This window comes from Paenibacillus humicus NBRC 102415, assembly GCF_004000905.1.
GTDB classification, from domain to species: domain Bacteria; phylum Bacillota; class Bacilli; order Paenibacillales; family Paenibacillaceae; genus Paenibacillus_O; species Paenibacillus_O humicus.
In genome coordinates, this window is record NZ_BIMD01000001.1 from 94,233 (window position 1) to 110,117 (window position 15,885).

The 15,885-nt window shown below is 60.8% G+C and carries 12 protein-coding genes; 6 read left to right on the top strand and 6 right to left on the bottom strand.

Going from position 1 to position 15,885, the window contains the following annotated elements:
* The first annotated feature begins 75 nt into the window (after nt 1-75).
* Nucleotides 76-1,173 carry a sensor histidine kinase gene (locus PHU01S_RS00450; RefSeq protein WP_049867459.1) on the top strand — a complete coding sequence of 366 codons (1,098 nt, stop codon included), beginning with the start codon at nt 76-78 and terminating at the stop codon, nt 1,171-1,173.
* Here PHU01S_RS00450 and glsA read toward each other — a convergent pair.
* On the bottom strand, nt 1,170-2,111 hold the full coding sequence (glsA, locus tag PHU01S_RS00455; protein WP_021880768.1) for a glutaminase A: 942 nt from the start codon (nt 2,109-2,111) through the stop codon (nt 1,170-1,172). The genes PHU01S_RS00450 and glsA overlap by 4 nt on opposite strands.
* A 203-nt stretch (nt 2,112-2,314) precedes the next feature.
* On the opposite strand from glsA, the gene PHU01S_RS00460 reads away from it, so the two are divergent.
* Nucleotides 2,315-3,664: a PDZ domain-containing protein gene (locus PHU01S_RS00460; RefSeq protein WP_127505479.1), complete on the top strand. Its 1,350-nt coding sequence runs from the start codon at nt 2,315-2,317 to the stop codon at nt 3,662-3,664.
* A gap of 58 nt (nt 3,665-3,722) precedes the next feature.
* Here PHU01S_RS00460 and PHU01S_RS00465 read toward each other — a convergent pair whose 3' ends face one another.
* The gene (locus tag PHU01S_RS00465) at nt 3,723-4,793 is read right to left on the bottom strand and encodes a permease (protein WP_049867457.1); all 1,071 of its coding nucleotides are present in this window, start codon (nt 4,791-4,793) and stop codon (nt 3,723-3,725) included.
* 181 nt (nt 4,794-4,974) lie between these two features.
* Here PHU01S_RS00465 and selD point away from each other — a divergent pair, with 181 nt between their 5' ends.
* Nucleotides 4,975-6,024, top strand: coding sequence for a selenide, water dikinase SelD (gene selD / locus PHU01S_RS00470; protein WP_049867456.1), 1,050 nt, complete (start codon nt 4,975-4,977; stop codon nt 6,022-6,024).
* 11 nt (nt 6,025-6,035) lie between these two features.
* Nucleotides 6,036-7,079 carry a tRNA 2-selenouridine(34) synthase MnmH gene (gene mnmH, locus PHU01S_RS00475; protein ID WP_127505481.1) on the top strand — a complete coding sequence of 348 codons (1,044 nt, stop codon included), beginning with the start codon at nt 6,036-6,038 and terminating at the stop codon, nt 7,077-7,079.
* Between the two features lie 114 nt (nt 7,080-7,193).
* Here the strand turns inward: mnmH and PHU01S_RS00480 are convergent, their stop codons facing one another.
* From PHU01S_RS00480 to fadR, 4 genes are all read right to left on the bottom strand, one after another.
* A complete protein-coding gene (locus tag PHU01S_RS00480; RefSeq protein WP_048744085.1) occupies nt 7,194-8,057 on the bottom strand; it encodes an SDR family oxidoreductase in 864 nt (287 codons plus the stop codon).
* An 80-nt stretch (nt 8,058-8,137) separates the two neighbouring features.
* Entirely contained in the window at nt 8,138-9,109 is a 972-nt protein-coding gene (locus PHU01S_RS00485; protein ID WP_127505483.1) for an electron transfer flavoprotein subunit alpha/FixB family protein, read from the bottom strand.
* Between the two features lie 35 nt (nt 9,110-9,144).
* Entirely contained in the window at nt 9,145-9,912 is a 768-nt protein-coding gene (locus PHU01S_RS00490; RefSeq protein ID WP_048744081.1) for an electron transfer flavoprotein subunit beta/FixA family protein, read from the bottom strand.
* A 33-nt stretch (nt 9,913-9,945) separates the two neighbouring features.
* Nucleotides 9,946-10,530 (bottom strand): fatty acid metabolism transcriptional regulator FadR, encoded by a 585-nt coding sequence (fadR, locus tag PHU01S_RS00495; RefSeq protein ID WP_127505485.1) that lies wholly within the window; start codon nt 10,528-10,530, stop codon nt 9,946-9,948.
* A 343-nt stretch (nt 10,531-10,873) separates the two neighbouring features.
* Between fadR and PHU01S_RS00500 the strand changes: the two genes are divergently transcribed.
* Both PHU01S_RS00500 and PHU01S_RS00505 read left to right on the top strand, forming a co-directional pair.
* The gene (locus PHU01S_RS00500; protein ID WP_127505487.1) at nt 10,874-13,144 is read left to right on the top strand and encodes a (Fe-S)-binding protein; all 2,271 of its coding nucleotides are present in this window, start codon (nt 10,874-10,876) and stop codon (nt 13,142-13,144) included.
* 158 nt (nt 13,145-13,302) lie between these two features.
* A complete protein-coding gene (locus PHU01S_RS00505) occupies nt 13,303-15,702 on the top strand; it encodes a 3-hydroxyacyl-CoA dehydrogenase/enoyl-CoA hydratase family protein (protein ID WP_127505489.1) in 2,400 nt (799 codons plus the stop codon).
* Nucleotides 15,703-15,885 lie beyond the last annotated feature (183 nt).

Consider the following 15,885-nt stretch of genomic DNA (forward strand, 5'->3'; position numbering starts at 1 on the left):
TCATGAGCCAAGAACCGGTGCCGGCAAGGCGCCTATTCTTGGCTTTTATTATTTTTCGGGGTGGGCGTTGATGCGATGACGGAATTAACACATGATCATTTGGCGGAAGAAGAAAATGTCCGCTTGCCGATGGACGCGCTGTTGACGGGAATCTCGAAGCTGATCGATGCCGACGCCTACTTCGTTTCCGAACGGCAAGGGAACGAGGAGCATGTCGCGCATCTGCATCATAAGGGGGAACCGATTCTGCACTGCGGTCTGGAGGTCGATGAACCGGAAGCTGGAGCCGAAGGGGATACCTGGCTCGGGTTTCATTACTGCGGGCTGCAGGTGAGAACCGGCGGCAAGGCATCGACGGGGACGCTGGGACTGCTGCGGAGGGAAGCGGCGTTCACCGAGATGGAGAAAGCCGTCCTGCAGATGGCGGCGGCCAGATGGCTCCTTCAGAAGGAATCCGGACTCGAGGAAGAGAGCCTGGAAGACAAGCGCCGCCTCGAAGCGATGAGTTCCGCCAATGCCAGGCTGGAAAAGGATAAGGATCAGCTCTACGAACTTGGACTTGAGATGATCACTCCTATGACCGGCATTTCCGGCATGGCGGAGCTTCTGGCGGAGACGGAATTGACCGACGAGCAGAGAAGCTACGTCGATACGATTATTGGAAGCAGCGGCTATCTCATTCAACTGATTCAGCATATGATGGCCAACTCGCGCATGGCCGCCGGTTCCGTCGATCGCCGGATAACGCCGTTCTCGCTTCATTTGCTGCTGGCAGAGCTTGCCGCCGGTCTTCACGACGGGCTCAGCCAGCAGCTGCAGCTCAGCTGCTGGCTGGATCCCGAGCTTCCGATCCGGGTGGTCGGGGACGAGGAGCTGCTTCGGGAGACGCTCATCATCCTTCTCTCGGCAGCCGCCTTCGGCGCAGAGCCGGGAACGGTCGGCGCCCGTGTTCATGTGAATTCCCGAAGCATCGGCAACGATATGCTCGATCTGCTCTTCACGATCTGGCATCCCCATGAAGTCGAGAGCCGCATTCAGCCCATATCCGGCGTCAGGGACCGGATCGAGGGAATGGGCGGCGAGCTGTGGTTCGAGCATGACGGGGAAGGCTACCGCATCCGCTTCACCATCCAGGTAAGGGAAGGTGAAGCGGAAGGCGAGGAAATTCTCTAGAACATGCTCCAGTCGAATTCACGGGACAAGGAACGCAGCAGATGAACCCCGGCCAAGCTGTTGCCATGCGGGTTGAGCGCCGGACCGATGACCCCGATTCCCGCCAAGCCCGGCACGAGCGCCAGAATGCCGCCGGATACGCCGGACTTGGCAGGCAAGCCGACATCGATGGCGAATTGTCCGGAGCCGTTGTACATGCCGCAGGTGACCATGAACGTTTTGGCGATCTGAACGTAGCGTCTTGGAATCAAGGCTTGTCCCGTGACGGGATCGATGCCGTCGTTCGCCAGAATGACGGCCATCCTCGCGAGATCGCTGCATGTGACCGAGATGGAGCAATGGCGGAAATAGACTTCCAGAACTTCCTCGACTCCGCCTCGGAGAACGCCGTTGTCGGTCAGGAAATACGCCATGGACCGGTTCAGGTTGCCGGTTGCGGATTCGGAATAATAGGTGGCGTCGTCAACCGCCAGATCAGGATTGCCTGCAAGTCCGGAGATGAAATCCAGGATGCGCCCCGCCTTCTCGGCGGGGCTGTTTCCGTTGATCAAGGAAGAAATGACGATGGCCCCGGCGTTGATAAGCGGATTGAAGGGAATTCCCGGCTGTACGAGCTCGAGCTTGAGCATCGAGTTGAAATTGTCCCCGGTCGGCTCCATGCCGACTTTGCTGAATACAGCCTCCTCGCCATTGTCCATGAGAGCGAGGATCAGCGTGAATACCTTGGATATGCTTTGCATGGTGAATCTGGTCCCGCAGTCGCCTGCCGAGACGGAACCGCCGTTCATGTCGGCGATATGGATGCCGAGAGTATCGGGATCCGCCTTGCTGAGCTCGGGAATATAGGAAGCGGTCTTGCCGTCTGCCGTTCGGGCGCGGCTGTTGTCCAGCCATTGCGGCAGGCCGGCTTGCAGGGCGTTCCAGGTTGCGATGTCCATAGGCTGAATCGATCTCCTTGGTGTGCCGGCACCAAGCCGGGCCGGCATTATGGTAGCGAACTTCTTCATTGTATCGGCATTCGCCGGGTCTGTAAAACGGCCGACCGGAAGCCTGCATTGAATGTAAGCCTCCCTCTTGTGTATCCTAGTAGAGAAGGAAGACAAGGGAAAGTCAGAAGCAGTCATTCGGGGAGGACGAGGAAATGGGCAAAAGCTCCCGCTGGTACGCGGCATCCCTGATCGCCGCTGCGGTTGGGTCCGTTTGTGGAGAACTGATCTGGATCGGGGATCCATTGCGGCTGGGCAGCTATTATTGGATGGATCTGATTCAAATCCTGTCCCGGACCGCTGCGGCCATCCCTCTCATGTGGGCTGCCGGCGCTTATTCCTCCTGGCTCCAGAGGGGAAGAAGCTGGCTTGGCGTCATTAATCTTCTCGCCGTAGCCGGAGGCATCCTGACGGCGCTGCTGCTTCTTACGCGGCCGGACCGCTTCGGAGCCGCCGCTGCGGCAGCGGCGGCTACCGGAGCTCTCATCCTCATCGACGCTCTTGTGAGCGAGACTGCAAGACGGGGAGGCTTCCCCTGGAGATCGTTGACGACCGCCTTGGCAGCGGCGGCGGTCGGAGCGTTTCTTTTTTACCCGACCTCATATGGCGTCACCACTCCGGGATTCACGATGAACATGAACCGGTATGCCCATATCCAAGGAGGTACGGACAGGGGGAGCCTGGAAGGCGTTCTCGTCATCGAGCGTCCGGCTTTTCCGGTGGACTGGATCTACGCCGGGCTGTTCCCCCATTTGCATATTGAAAAGAGGGATACGAGCATTTCGCTGGGAGAAATCCAACGGCAGGTGTTCATCCAGCGGGCAGGCGCCAACGACGTCGGAACCGCCGTCGCGCTCAAAAAGCTCGGTCTCGGCCAGGGCGTGATCCCGACCGGGGTTCAAGTGCTCGCTCTGCTCAAGGACAGTCCGGCGGAAGGGCGTCTTGAGCCCGGCGATGTGCTGACCCGCTTGAACGGCAAGGAGGTCGGCACGACGGCCGTGCTGGCGAAGGTCATGGGCTCCGTCAAGCCGGGCGATACGGTCCGTGTAGGGCTCAAGCGGGGCAGTCAGGAGATGTCGGCGGATATCGAAACGAAGGAGAATCCCGAGCAGCGGGGCCGCGCGGCATTCGGCATCCAGGTGCAGGACCGCACCCGGGCGGATCTGACGAGAAAGGCCGACTACCGCTCCTATATCGTGTACCAAGGAGGCCCGTCGCATGGGGCGATGCTGGCTTTGACGGTTATCGATCAGCTGACTCCGGGAGGCGTTACGTACGGCAATCGGGTGGCCGGCACCGGCACGCTGGACGGGAATGGGAACGTCGGGGAAATCGGCGGCATCGAGCAGAAGGCCTATACGGTCGCCCGAGCAGGCGCGGATGTGTTCTTCGTGCCGCAAGGCCAGGAGAAGGATGCCCGCAAAGGCAGCGCCTCGCTGGAGATCGTTCCCGTCCGCACTCTCGACGACATGCTGTCGTGGCTGAAGGCTCATCCGAAAAATTGAAGCGATGAAAAAAAGGCCGTCTCCGATCATTTTCGGAGACGGCCTTTTTTTCATGCGGCTATAGGAAGAAGGAGCCGATGATGCCGCTGAGCACGCCGGCGGCGACGACGGACCCGAACACAAGCCCCAATACTTTGGCCGGGAACGCGCGGCGGATCATCAGGAGCGACGGCAGGCTGACGGCAGGCAGCGTGATGAGCAGAGCGCCTGCGGCGCTGCCGCCGAAACCGAGCGAGGTGAATGCCTGCACGATCGGAATCTCGGCTGCAGTCGGAATGACGAACAGCGTGCCTGCGACAGCGAACAAAAGCAGCGTCAGAATGGTCATGCCTGTCCCTTCGCCGAGGCTCGGGAAGAGCCAGGCGCGCGCGGCGCCGAGCAGCAGAACGGCGATGATGTAAGCCGGGACGACGTTCAGCAGCATTTGGCCGAGGCTTCGCAGCCAGCGCAGCCAGAACGGACGATCGTCGTCAGCCGGCACGGCGGTGAGCACCTGATCTTCCGGGATGGCGGCGTCCTTGACGAAGCGGTTCGCAAAGTAGCTCACCCCGAAGGTGATGGCGATGCCGAACAACAGCCGCAGCAGCGTGAACTTCCACGTGAGCACGAACGTCATGAAGATGAGCGTCGCCGGATTCAGCAGCGGATTGCCGAGCCAGAAGGCGAGGGCGGCGCCGGCGGAAACGTTTTTTTTGCGCAGGCCGACAGCGATCGGAGCGGCGCAGCAGGAGCACATCATGCCGGGCAGCGAGGCCAGGCCGCCGATGGCGGTGCTCTTGAAGCTGCGTCCGCCGAGAACGCGGAGCAGCCAGCCTGACGGAATCAGCACCTGAACGAGGGAGCCGAGCAGGATGCCGAGCACGGCGGCTTTCCAGACGGCTTTATAATAAGCCTGGGCATAGTCCCACGCGGACTGCCACGACGGGGACGGAATGCTTTCAGAGCCGCCGGTCAGAATCGAGCTGCCGATCGTATGCTCCGTGATGGCTTTCAACGCCTTTCCGTAGTAGGGCCACCATTTTACATATGTCAGGCCGGCGACGGTAATCAGGATGAATGCGACAGCAAGCCAGACGGCCTTTTTGCCGCTCATCGCCGGGCGCGGAAGAGTTCCTTGGGAAGGACTCATGAATACAACCTCCTAAGATGGAATGGAAAACTTGATTATTATAGCATATCCCGCGATCCGTTCCTTCACTTTTTTGAAGCGTTAGGGGATAGGGGCGAAGCTCGGCGCGCCATTTTGGTTTTTGCGCGGCCTTGGCGTATACTTAAGGGAGTAAAGTACTAGCCATCTGGGAGGATGAACCATGCCGGAATCCAATGTGATCAAATTGACCTCGCTCTCCACCAAAGGCGGCTGCGGCTGCAAAATCGGACCGTCCGACTTGTCGGAAGTGCTGAGGCAGCTGCCTCCGGCGCTGCCCAACGCCGATCTGCTCGTCGGGCTTGATACGAGCGACGACGCAGGGGTCTACCGGCTGAGCGACGAGCTCGCGCTCGTGCAGACGGTCGATTTCTTTACTCCGATCGTCGATGACCCGTATTCCTTCGGCCAGATCGCGGCTGCCAACGCCATCAGCGACATCTACGCGATGGGCGGCAAGCCGCTGACGGCCCTCAATATCGTCGCATTTCCGATCGCGACGCTCGACAAAAGCATCCTCGCCGATATTCTCCGCGGAGCTGCCGACAAGCTTGCGGAAGCAGGCGCGACGCTCGTCGGAGGCCATTCCATCGACGACAAGGAGCCCAAGTTCGGCATGGCTGTCACCGGTCTCGTCCATCCTGGCCGCGTCCGCACGAATGCCGGCTCCCGTCCGGGCGACAAGCTCATCCTGACCAAGCCGATCGGGGTGGGCATCTATACGACGTCGATCAAGAAGGACCGGCTGACGGAAAAAGATGTCGCCAAGGTGACTTCCGTCATGGCGGAGCTCAACCGCAAGGCGGCCGAAATCATGGACGGCTACGACGTCCATGCCTGCACCGATGTGACCGGCTTTGGGCTGCTCGGCCATGCTTCGGAGATGGCAAAAGGCAGCCGGGTCGGCCTGAATATCCGACGCGGCGACGTTCCGGTCCTGCCGCGCACCCGCGAGCTCGCCGAAGAAGGCTTCGTGCCGGGCGGCACGAGAAACAACTATGCGCATGTGCAGCCTGCTGTCACGTTCGGCCCGGAGCTCGACGAGCTCGACCGCCTCATCCTGTGCGACGCGGTGACTTCGGGAGGACTCCTCATTTCCGTAGCCGGAGAAGAAGCGGATTCCCTGCTCGGCGAGCTGCTTGCCGCAGGTCTTGAGGCGGCTCTCATCGGAGAAGCGGTCGACGACCATCACGGCATCATCGAAGTATCGTAAGGAGAGATTCCATGTTTCAGGATTTGACCGTGCAAGAGCTGAGAGCGAAGAGGGACTCGGGAGAGCTCGTCATCATCGACGTCCGCTCCCCGTCCGAATACGAGGAATCCACGATTCCCGGAAGCATCAACATCCCCTTCTTCGACGACCGCGAGCGGGCGGAGATCGGCACGCTCTACAAGCAGGTGAGCGTCCAGGAAGCGAAGAAGCGGGGGCTCGAGATCATCTCGGCCAAGCTGCCGGCATTCATCGCGCAGTTCGCGGCCATTCCCCAGAAGAAGGCCCTGTTCTGCTGGAGAGGGGGCATGCGGAGCCGGACGACGGCGACTCTGCTTTCCTTGATGGACATCCACGCTTACCGGCTGTCGGGCGGATTCCGCGAATACCGGCGCTGGGTCGTCGAGACGCTGGCGGAATTCTCCTTCAATCAGCGCGCCTATGTCCTTCACGGCAATACGGGGACGGGCAAGACGGCAATTCTGTCCGAGCTTGAACGCCGCGGGTATCCGGTGCTGGATCTGGAGGGGATGGCGGGGCATCGCGGCTCCATATTCGGCCAGATCGGGATGCGCGCCCACAACCAGAAGACGTTCGAGTCGCTGCTGCTTGAGCGGCTGATCGCTCTGCAGCATTCGCCCTACGTCATTATGGAGGCGGAAAGCCGCCGCATCGGCAAATGCGTGCTTCCCGAGTTTCTGATGGAAGCCAAGGAGACGGGAATTCCGATCCGGATCGAGCTGCCGATCGGGGAGCGGATCCGGCATATTCTGGAGGATTACCGTCCGGAGGAGCACAAGCAGCAATGCATGGCCGCCTTCCGCGTGATCAAGTCGAGAATCCATACCCCTGTCGCGGCGGAAATCGAGCAGAGCATTCGGAACGATGACTTCGGCCGCGCCGCGGAGCTGCTGCTGACCGCTTATTACGACCCGCGCTACGAGCACGGCTCCGACCGGTACGACAGCGAACAGGAACGGTTCGTGCAGGCCGATTCGGCTGCCGCCGCCCTGGAGCCGATCATCGCGGCGCTCCCGGGAAGCGGAGTTCCGGTCTGATTGTGCAGGAAAAGCCCTCGCCGGGCAGAAGCTTCAGCCCGGCGAGGGCTTTTTGGCGTATGCAGCTGCTTCCCCCATGAACGGAAGCTGCCGGTCGCACAGGCGGCAAACGCTTTATTGCCCTTTGCCGCCTGTGCGGGTAAGCTCGGCCAGCCGGTCCCACTGTTCCGGCGTCACTTCAAGCAGGCTGTTGAACTGTCCGGCGCCCTGGAGCCATTCGCCGCCGTCGATCGTCACCACCTCGCCGTTGAGATAAGAAGCGTAATCGGAGACGAGAAATGCGGCCAGATCGGCAAGCTCCTGCTTGTCGCCCACTCGCTTGAGCGGAATGCGGTCCGCCATGCGCTCGGCCAGCTCCGGTGTCGGAGCCAGCCTTGCCCATGCGCCTTCCGTCGGAAACGGACCTGGCGCGATGGCGACCTGGCGGATGCCGTAGCGCGCCCATTCCACCGCCAGCGAGCGGGTGAGAGCAAGCACCCCGGCTTTGGCGGCGGCCGACGGCGCCACGAACCCGGAGCCGGTCTCGGCATAGGTCGTGACGATGTTCAGCATCGTTCCGCCCCGGCCGGCCGCGATCCAGCGCTTGCCGAACTCCAGCGTCGCATAGAAGGTTCCGTGCAGCACGATGTTCAGCACGGCGTCGACGGCGCGGGGCGAGAGCCTCTCGGTCGGGCTGATGAAGTTGCCTGCGGCATTGTTGACGAGCACGTCGACGCCTCCGAAGCGCTCGTCCAAAGCATCCGCCAATGCGGATAGGGAAGCCGGGTCCCGGACGTCGCAGCTTTGGACGAACACATCATGGCCGGCCTCGCGGAACGCCTCAGCCGCTTCCTGCAGCTTCTCCTCGCGGCGTCCCGCGAGCGCGATGGAGGCTCCATGCCGGGCGAAGCCTTCCGCCATTGCGCGTCCAAGTCCGGTCGCGCCGCCCGTCACGAGCACGGTTTTGCCTTTGAGCAGATCGGGTCGAAACGGTCCCATAACAAGCTCCTCCTCAGGAATGATTCATATCCATCGAAAAACCCGCCCGTAATGGCATCATCCGGGCGGGTTCATGCTGTTTACGCGAGCACTTTGCGGAACTCTTCCGTCAGCAGCGGCACGACTTCGAACAGGTCGCCGACGATGCCGTAGTCGGCGAATTTGAAGATCGGAGCTTCCGGATCCTTGTTGATCGCGATAATGACGCGCGACTGGCTCATGCCCGCCAAATGCTGGATGGCTCCGCTGATGCCGCAGGCGATGTACACTTCCGGCGTGACGACCTTGCCGGTCTGGCCGATCTGCAGCGCGTAGTCGCAGTAGCCGGCGTCGCAGGCTCCGCGGGAGGCGCCGACGGCGGCACCGAGCACATCGGCCAGTTCTTGGAGCGGCTTGAAGCCGTCGGAGCTCTTCACGCCGCGTCCGCCGGAGATGACGATCTTCGCCTCGGACAGGTCGACCTTGCCGCCGGCTTTGCGCACGACGTCCTTGACGATCGAGCGGAGATCGGAGGCTGGAGCATAATCGCGGTCGACCACTTCGGCCGGCGACGCGGCCTGTGCGGCTGGCGGAAGGTTGTTCGGCCGGACGGTGACGACGCCGGAGCCGCCGGAAAAGGCTTTTTCCTCAAAAGCTTTGCCCGCGTAGATCGGACGGGTATAGACAGAGCCGTCCGCGGAATCGCTTACAGCAATGACGTCGGAAATTTGTCCGGCACCAAGATGGGCGGCGACAAGCGGCGCCAGATCCTTGCCTTCCGCAGTATGGCCGAGGAAGACGCGGCCTGGCTTCCGTTCGTCGAGAAGGCCTTTGACGGCGGCCAGATAAGCCGGAGCGTTGTATGACGCGAGCTCAGGATGATCGACGGCGTAGACTTTGCCCGACACGTAGGCGGCCAGCTCGGAGGCGACCGGAATGATGCCGCTGCCGATGATGACGGCGTCGACCGGAGCGCCGCCCGCGGACTGGTTGGCGGCATGGACGGCTTCAAGCGATACCTGGCGCAATTTTCCGCCGCGGATTTCGGCGATGACAAGAACGGATTGGCTCATGGTTTAACCTCCTTGGATAGGAAAAAAGGATGGGATCAGATCGCTTTGGCTTCTGTGCGCAGCAGCTCGACGAGACGCGCGGCCTGCTCGGCCGGCGTTCCCTTGATGAGCTGGCCGGCTCCGCGCTCAGGCGGCAGGGAAAGGCCAAGCCGCTTGGTCAGCGGGGCGACGGCGGCGGCGTCGACGCCGAGATCGTCCAGAGACAGCGTCTGGAACGGCTTTTTCTTCGCCTTCATGATATTCGGCAGCGACGGGTAGCGCGGCTCGTTCAAGCCTTGCTGGGCGGTGAACAGCGCCGGCAGCGTCAGCTCGAGGGATTCCGTGTCTCCTTCGGCATCCCGCTTGACGCTGGCAGCCGTACCGTCGATGTCAAGACTCGTGATGGAAGCGGCGTGGGGAATGCCGAGACCCGCCGCAAGCCGGACCGCGACTTGGCCGCCGCCGGTATCGACGGAGAAGTTGCCTCCGAGGATGACGTCGAAGGGCTGCTTGGAGATATAAGCCTGGAGCAAGGAGGCGATGCCCGCTTCGTCGGATTGGATGCGCTCGTCGGAGATCAGCACCGCCTCATCGGCTCCCATCGCCAGCGCCGAGCGAAGCGCTTCCGCTGCCCGGGCGGGGCCGACAGAGACGACGGTAACCGTTCCGCCGTGCTTTTCCCGGAGCTGGAGCGCTTCCTCGACCGCATATTCATCGTAAGGATTGATGACATATTTGACGCCGTCGTCCGAAACCTGGCCGTCCTGGATTACGATCCGTTCTTCCGTATCAAAGGTTTGCTTCAGCAGGCAGAAAATGTTCATCTCGATTCTCCTCCTCGAATGGTTGAATCCCTGTTATTTTTTGAGGCCATGCAGGAAAAATTCGACGGTTTTGTCGACTTGGGCGGTCAGGGAGAACTTCTGCCCGGATATGAGCCAGGAGGAAACCGCCTCATCCATCGCTCCGAATATAAGATGCCGGGTCAGCTTGACGTCGAGATTGTCCCGGAACGCTCCTTCTCTCACCCCTTTTTCCAGAATCTGCTCAATGAGCTGGATGTAAGGCCGTACGGTCAGGCCGATCGCCTTGCGCAGCTCCAGCGAGCTCTGCCTCAGCTCGATCTGGGTCACGTATGCGAGATTGATGTTCTGCTCCAGGACGGAGTAGTGGATCTCGCAGATGGCGCGCAGAGCTTCGCCGGCAGTCGCCGTATCCTCCAGCCGGGCTTTGAACCGTCCGACCAGATCCCCGAGCCTTTCCTCGAACAAGGAGATCAGGATATCTTCCTTCTTCTTGAAATATAAATAGATCGTACCGTCGGCGACTCCGGCCTCCTTGGCGATTTTCGACACCTGCGAGCCGTGGAACCCGTTTTCGGCAATGACTTTTTGGGCGGCTTCCAGGATCTGATAATATTTTTCCGGCTTCCTACTTGTCATGATGGCACCTCGGTGGTAGTATTTACGTATGGTGAATGAATGCTCATTCATTTTCTTCATCTTAGGGGATATCACACGGATTGTCAACGATTTATCCGGAACTTGGACGCTAACCGCCTTCCAGAAGGCGGAACATGCTTGGGATCGGAGAGGAAGAGGCGGGATATCTTCCTTCTTATTTCTTAGTAGTGTAGCGGAGGATTTGGAGACGTATGCAGCCGCGCCGGACAGCATGACAGGCGGGATACCACTAAGATTTTTTTGAACCGGCCTTGTAAGCGCTTCATCTAAGAATGCCCGGCGAACGGCCGGCGAAAGGAATTTGCAGAGAGGGTGAGCCGCAATGGCAGGACAGCTGATCAATCTCATCTTGTTTTTGGCTCTGACGGGCTGCGGAGTCTATCTGTTCTACAGGGCGGTGTACCACCGCTGGCTCTATATGAAGCTGGGGAAAAAGACAGCCGTGCCTCTCAAGGGAGAGGGCAGATGGGGCGAGTTCCTCGCTCAAGTATTCGGCCAGACGAAGCTGCTCAAGGATATCCGCAGCGGCATCATGCATATTGTCATCTTCTATGGATTCGTCATTCTGCAGTTCGGAGCGCTCGACCTGATCATCAAAGGCCTGACGGCAGGCAAGCACCATCTGCCGGTTCCCGGATACGGCTGGTTCAGCCTGCTGCAGGAAATCACCGTATTCGCCATTCTGGTCGCGATGGGGTATGCGGCCTACCGCCGCTACGGCGAGAAGCTCGCCCGTCTGAAGAGAGGGTGGAAGCCGAGCATCGTCGTCTTCTTCATCTTCGGACTGATGGCATCCGTCCTGTTCTCCCTTGCTTTCGAGCGGATTTGGCTCGGCATGGCATTTTCCGGCTACGCGCCGATCACCTCCGTGATGGCCGAAGGCATGCAAGGAATCGGAGCCGGAGCCGCGCATGTGCTGTTCATGGTTTCCTGGTGGGCGCATCTGGCCATCCTGCTCGCGTTTCTCGTGTACGTGCCTCAGTCGAAGCACTTCCATATCCTCACCGCGCCGGTCAACATCTATCTGCGCAAGCAGGAGCCGGCCGGAAGGCTGAGCAAGATCGATCTGGAGGACGAGGAAGCGGAATCGTTCGGCGTCGGCAAGATCGAGGAGTTCAACCAGAAGCAGATGCTCGATTTCTATGCCTGCGTGGAATGCGGCCGCTGCACGAATGTGTGCCCGGCATCCAATACCGGCAAGGCGCTCTCTCCGATGCACATGATCGTGAAGCTTCGCGACCACTTGATCGACAAGGGAGCGGCCGTCACCGGCAGATCTCCCTGGGTTCCCGAGTTCGCTTTCGGCACAGGAAGCGCCGGGGGAGGCAAGGCGCATGCCTTTGTCCCTCGTTCTGCGGAAATGCCCGGCTCGCTGCTCGAGATGGCCGGAGGAGGCGCGGAGGAGGTGGCGGCCGGCGCGGAAGAGTCGGACTCCGTCGCATGGAGGGATCCCGGCGGCGCCATCACGGATATCCGGCCGACGATCGGCTGGCAGAAGGCTTCTTGGCATCAAGAGGAGCGCAGCCCGCAGGAAGTCGAGCTCATCGGCGAAGTCATGACGGAGGACGAGATCTGGGCGTGCACGACATGCCGCAACTGCGAGGACCAATGTCCGGTCGGCAACGAGCATGTCGACAAGATCATCGACTTGCGCCGCCACCTCGTCCTCATGCAGGGCAGCGTGCCGCATGAAGGCCAGCGCGCAATGCAGAACATCGAGCGCCAAGGCAACCCTTGGGGAATCAACCGCAACGACCGCGTGAAATGGACCGGAGACGTGGAAGGGGTCAGCGTTCCGCTCGTCAAGGAAAACCCGGAGTTCGACTATCTGTTCTTCGTCGGCTCCATGGGCTCCTACGATCTCCGCAGCCGCAAAATCTCGAGGGCCGTCGCCCGCCTGCTGAACGAATCCGGCATCCGCTTCGCGATTCTCGGCAACGAGGAGAGAAACTCCGGCGACACGCCGCGGCGCATGGGCAACGAGATGCTGTTCCAACAGCTGTGCATGGAGAATATCGAGACGTTCCGGAAGTACGGAGTGACGAAGATTGTGACGGCATGCCCGCATACGTTCAACACGCTGAAGAACGAGTATCCGGACTTCGGTCTCGAAGGCGTGGAGGTGCTCCATCATACGCAGCTGTTCGACCGGCTGCTGAAGGAAGGCAGGCTGCAGCCGAAGCATGAGGTCAACGAGCGGATCACCTACCATGATTCCTGTTATCTGGGCCGCTACAACAACGTGTATGACGAGCCGCGCGATGTGCTCCGTGCCATTCCCGGCGTGGATCTGGTGGAGATGGCGCGCAGCCGGGAGAACGGCATGTGCTGCGGAGCGGGCGGCGGCATGATGTGGATGGAGGAGACGGCAGGCAAGCGCGTCAACCTGGCGCGCACCGAGCAGGCGCTCGAAGTGAATCCGACGCTGATCAGCAGCGCGTGTCCGTACTGTCTGACGATGCTGGAGGACGGCACGAAGCTGAAGGAAGTCGATGACAGGGTGAAGGCGCGCGACATCGCCGAAATTCTCGAGGAAGCCGTATTCGGATGCGCGGGCAGCGCTCCGGCCGGCAGCGAAGGGATGGCCGTATAACGCATGGAGGCAGCCAGAGCCGGCAGCATAAGGGTACGCGCACCTTAGTTAGCGGACCGTCCTTCTTCGATCGGCCATGAAGAGGAAGAGAGCATCCGACACGGGAAAAGCATTGTTCTTGAAAGCCGCAAAAACCTTAATCAAGGAGGCAAGCAACGATGAGCATTTCGATCCGCAAAGCCGCCGTCATCGGCTCCGGCATTATGGGTTCCGGCATTGCCGCCCATCTGGCCAACGTTGGCATTCCGACGCTGCTCCTGGACATCGTGCCCAAGCAGCTCACCCCCGAGGAAGAGAAGAAAGGCCTGACGGCCGAGCATCCGGCTGTCCGCAGCAGGCTGGCCGCAAGCGCCATCGCCAAGCTGAAGAAGACGAATCCGGCGCCTCTCTACGATCCGGCCTTCGCGGGCCGCATCACGCCGGGCAACCTGGAGGACGATCTCCACAAGATCGCGGATGCCGACTGGATCATCGAGGTCATCGTCGAGAATCTGGACGCGAAGCGCAGCCTGCTCGACCGCATCGAGCAGCACTGGAAGCCGGGAACGATCGTCAGCTCCAACACTTCCGGCATCTCCATCAACGCGATGGCGGAAGGGCGCAGCGAGCCGTTCCGCAGGTCGTTCATGGGCACCCATTTCTTCAATCCGCCCCGTTACATGAAACTGCTGGAAATCGTTCCGGCGGACGGAACGGATGCGGAGCTTGTGAACGAGATGAAGGCATTTGCAGAAACCGTCCTCGGCAAAGGCGTCGTCATCGCCAAGGACACCCCGAACTTCATTGCAAATAGAATCGGGACGTACGGTCTGCTCGTGTCGCTGCAGGAAATGGAGAAGGGCGGCTTCACCGTCGAGGAAGTGGATGCGGTCACCGGTCCGGCTATGGGACGCCCGAAGAGCGCCACCTTCCGCACGCTGGATCTCGTCGGCCTCGATACGTTCATCCATGTCGCGGACAACGTCCGCCTGAATGTGGACAACGAGGCCGAGCGCAAAGACTTCACGCCTCCGGCCGCCCTGACGCAGCTCGTCGAGCGCGGCTGGCTGGGCGAGAAATCCGGCCAAGGCTTTTATTTGAAGCGCAAAGGAGAAGGCGGCAAGAGCGAGATCCTGTCGATCGATCTCGGGACGCTGGAGTATACGCCGCAGAAAAAAGCGGCTTCCGGTTCCCTGGAAGCGGCGAAGAGCGTCAAAGGCGCCCGTGAAAAGACGAAGGCTCTCCTCGGCGCCGGAGACAAGTATTCGGAGCTGGCGTGGAATATATTGAAGCAGGTTCTGGTCTATTCCGCCGACAAGGTCGGGGAGATCGCCGACTCGATCCAGGAAATCGACGAAGCGATGAAATGGGGCTTCAACTGGGAGCTGGGCCCGTTCGAGACATGGGATGCCATCGGGCTCGCGAAGTCGGTGCAGCGGATGGAGAAGGAAGGCCTCGCCGTTCCGGCATGGGTCAAGGAATGGATTGAAGCCGGCCATGCGAGCTTCTATAAGAAGGACAACGGCAAGCGCTTCTATGTGAGCGGCAGCCGGTACAAGGAAGTCGAAGCCCCTGTTCAAGAGATCGACCTGCGCTCGCTCAAGGAGCAGAACAAGGTCGTCAAATCCAATACAGGCGCCAGCCTGATCGATATCGGCGACGGCGTCGTCTGCCTGGAATTCCATTCCCCGAACAACGCCATCGGCGACGATATCCTGTCGATGATCCAGCAGAGCGCGGAGGAAGTCCGGCGCAACTGGAGCGGCCTCGTCCTGGCGAACCAGGGCCGCAACTTCTGCGTCGGCGCGAATCTGATGCTGCTGCTCATGGAAGCGCAGGACGAAGAATGGGACGAAGTCGACGAAATCATCAACCTGTTCCAGCAGAGCATGTATAAGCTGAAGCGGCTGGAAAAGCCGGTCGTCGCGGCGCCCCACCGGATGACGCTCGGCGGCGGCGTCGAAGCCTGCATGCCGGCGGACCAGGTCATCGCCGCGGCGGAGACTTATTACGGCCTCGTCGAAGTCGGCGTCGGCCTCATCCCGGCCGGCGGCGGCTGCAAGGAATTCGCCTTGCGCGTCAGCAGGCAGGCCGGGCATCCGGAAGCGGATCTGCTGCCTCTGCTCGGCCAGGTGTTCGAGACGGTCGGCTCGGCGAAGGTGTCCTCGAGCGGGCATGATGCCAAGCGGCTCGGCTACCTCCGCACGAACGACCGCATCCTGCCGAACGCGGACCATCTGATCTACGAAGCGAAGCAGGCTGTCCTGCAGATGGCTGCGGACGGCTACACGCTCCCTCCGGAAGAGAAGATCCGCATCGCCGGCGCCGAAGGCAAGGCCGCGCTGCAGCTCGCGGCGATCGGCATGAAGGAAGGCGGCTACATCAGCGACCACGACCTTCTCATCGCCAAGAAGTTGGCGCATGTGCTGAGCGGCGGCGACTTGCCGGCCGGCACGCTCGTATCGGAGCAATATCTGCTCGATCTGGAGCGCGAAGCCTTCCTCAGCCTGACGGGCGAGCCGAAGACCCAGGCCCGCATGCAGCATATGCTCTCCAAAGGCAAGGCTTTGCGGAATTAGGATATCGCTCGGCACAGAAACGACATCTTTCTGTGGAATCAAAGCCATCCGGATTTAAGAGCCATGTGACCGCTCAGTATTCTGGAGGAGTTTGGGACGGCTGTGCAGAGATCGCAGGAAATGTAAGCTCCATGGAGAAGAGGAGCGGTCGCATTTGCAGCCGGATTTCCACATTCATGCGGA

Coding starts and splice junctions, on each gene's coding strand:
- PHU01S_RS00450 (WP_049867459.1), top strand. CDS start 76: ATGACGGAATTAACACATGATCATTTGGCGGAAGAAGAAAATGTCCGC.
- glsA (WP_021880768.1), bottom strand. CDS start 2,111: ATGGACATCGCAACCTGGAACGCCCTGCAAGCCGGCCTGCCGCAATGG.
- PHU01S_RS00460 (WP_127505479.1), top strand. CDS start 2,315: ATGGGCAAAAGCTCCCGCTGGTACGCGGCATCCCTGATCGCCGCTGCG.
- PHU01S_RS00465 (WP_049867457.1), bottom strand. CDS start 4,793: ATGAGTCCTTCCCAAGGAACTCTTCCGCGCCCGGCGATGAGCGGCAAA.
- selD (WP_049867456.1), top strand. CDS start 4,975: ATGCCGGAATCCAATGTGATCAAATTGACCTCGCTCTCCACCAAAGGC.
- mnmH (WP_127505481.1), top strand. CDS start 6,036: ATGTTTCAGGATTTGACCGTGCAAGAGCTGAGAGCGAAGAGGGACTCG.
- PHU01S_RS00480 (WP_048744085.1), bottom strand. CDS start 8,057: ATGGGACCGTTTCGACCCGATCTGCTCAAAGGCAAAACCGTGCTCGTG.
- PHU01S_RS00485 (WP_127505483.1), bottom strand. CDS start 9,109: ATGAGCCAATCCGTTCTTGTCATCGCCGAAATCCGCGGCGGAAAATTG.
- PHU01S_RS00490 (WP_048744081.1), bottom strand. CDS start 9,912: ATGAACATTTTCTGCCTGCTGAAGCAAACCTTTGATACGGAAGAACGG.
- fadR (WP_127505485.1), bottom strand. CDS start 10,530: ATGACAAGTAGGAAGCCGGAAAAATATTATCAGATCCTGGAAGCCGCC.
- PHU01S_RS00500 (WP_127505487.1), top strand. CDS start 10,874: ATGGCAGGACAGCTGATCAATCTCATCTTGTTTTTGGCTCTGACGGGC.
- PHU01S_RS00505 (WP_127505489.1), top strand. CDS start 13,303: ATGAGCATTTCGATCCGCAAAGCCGCCGTCATCGGCTCCGGCATTATG.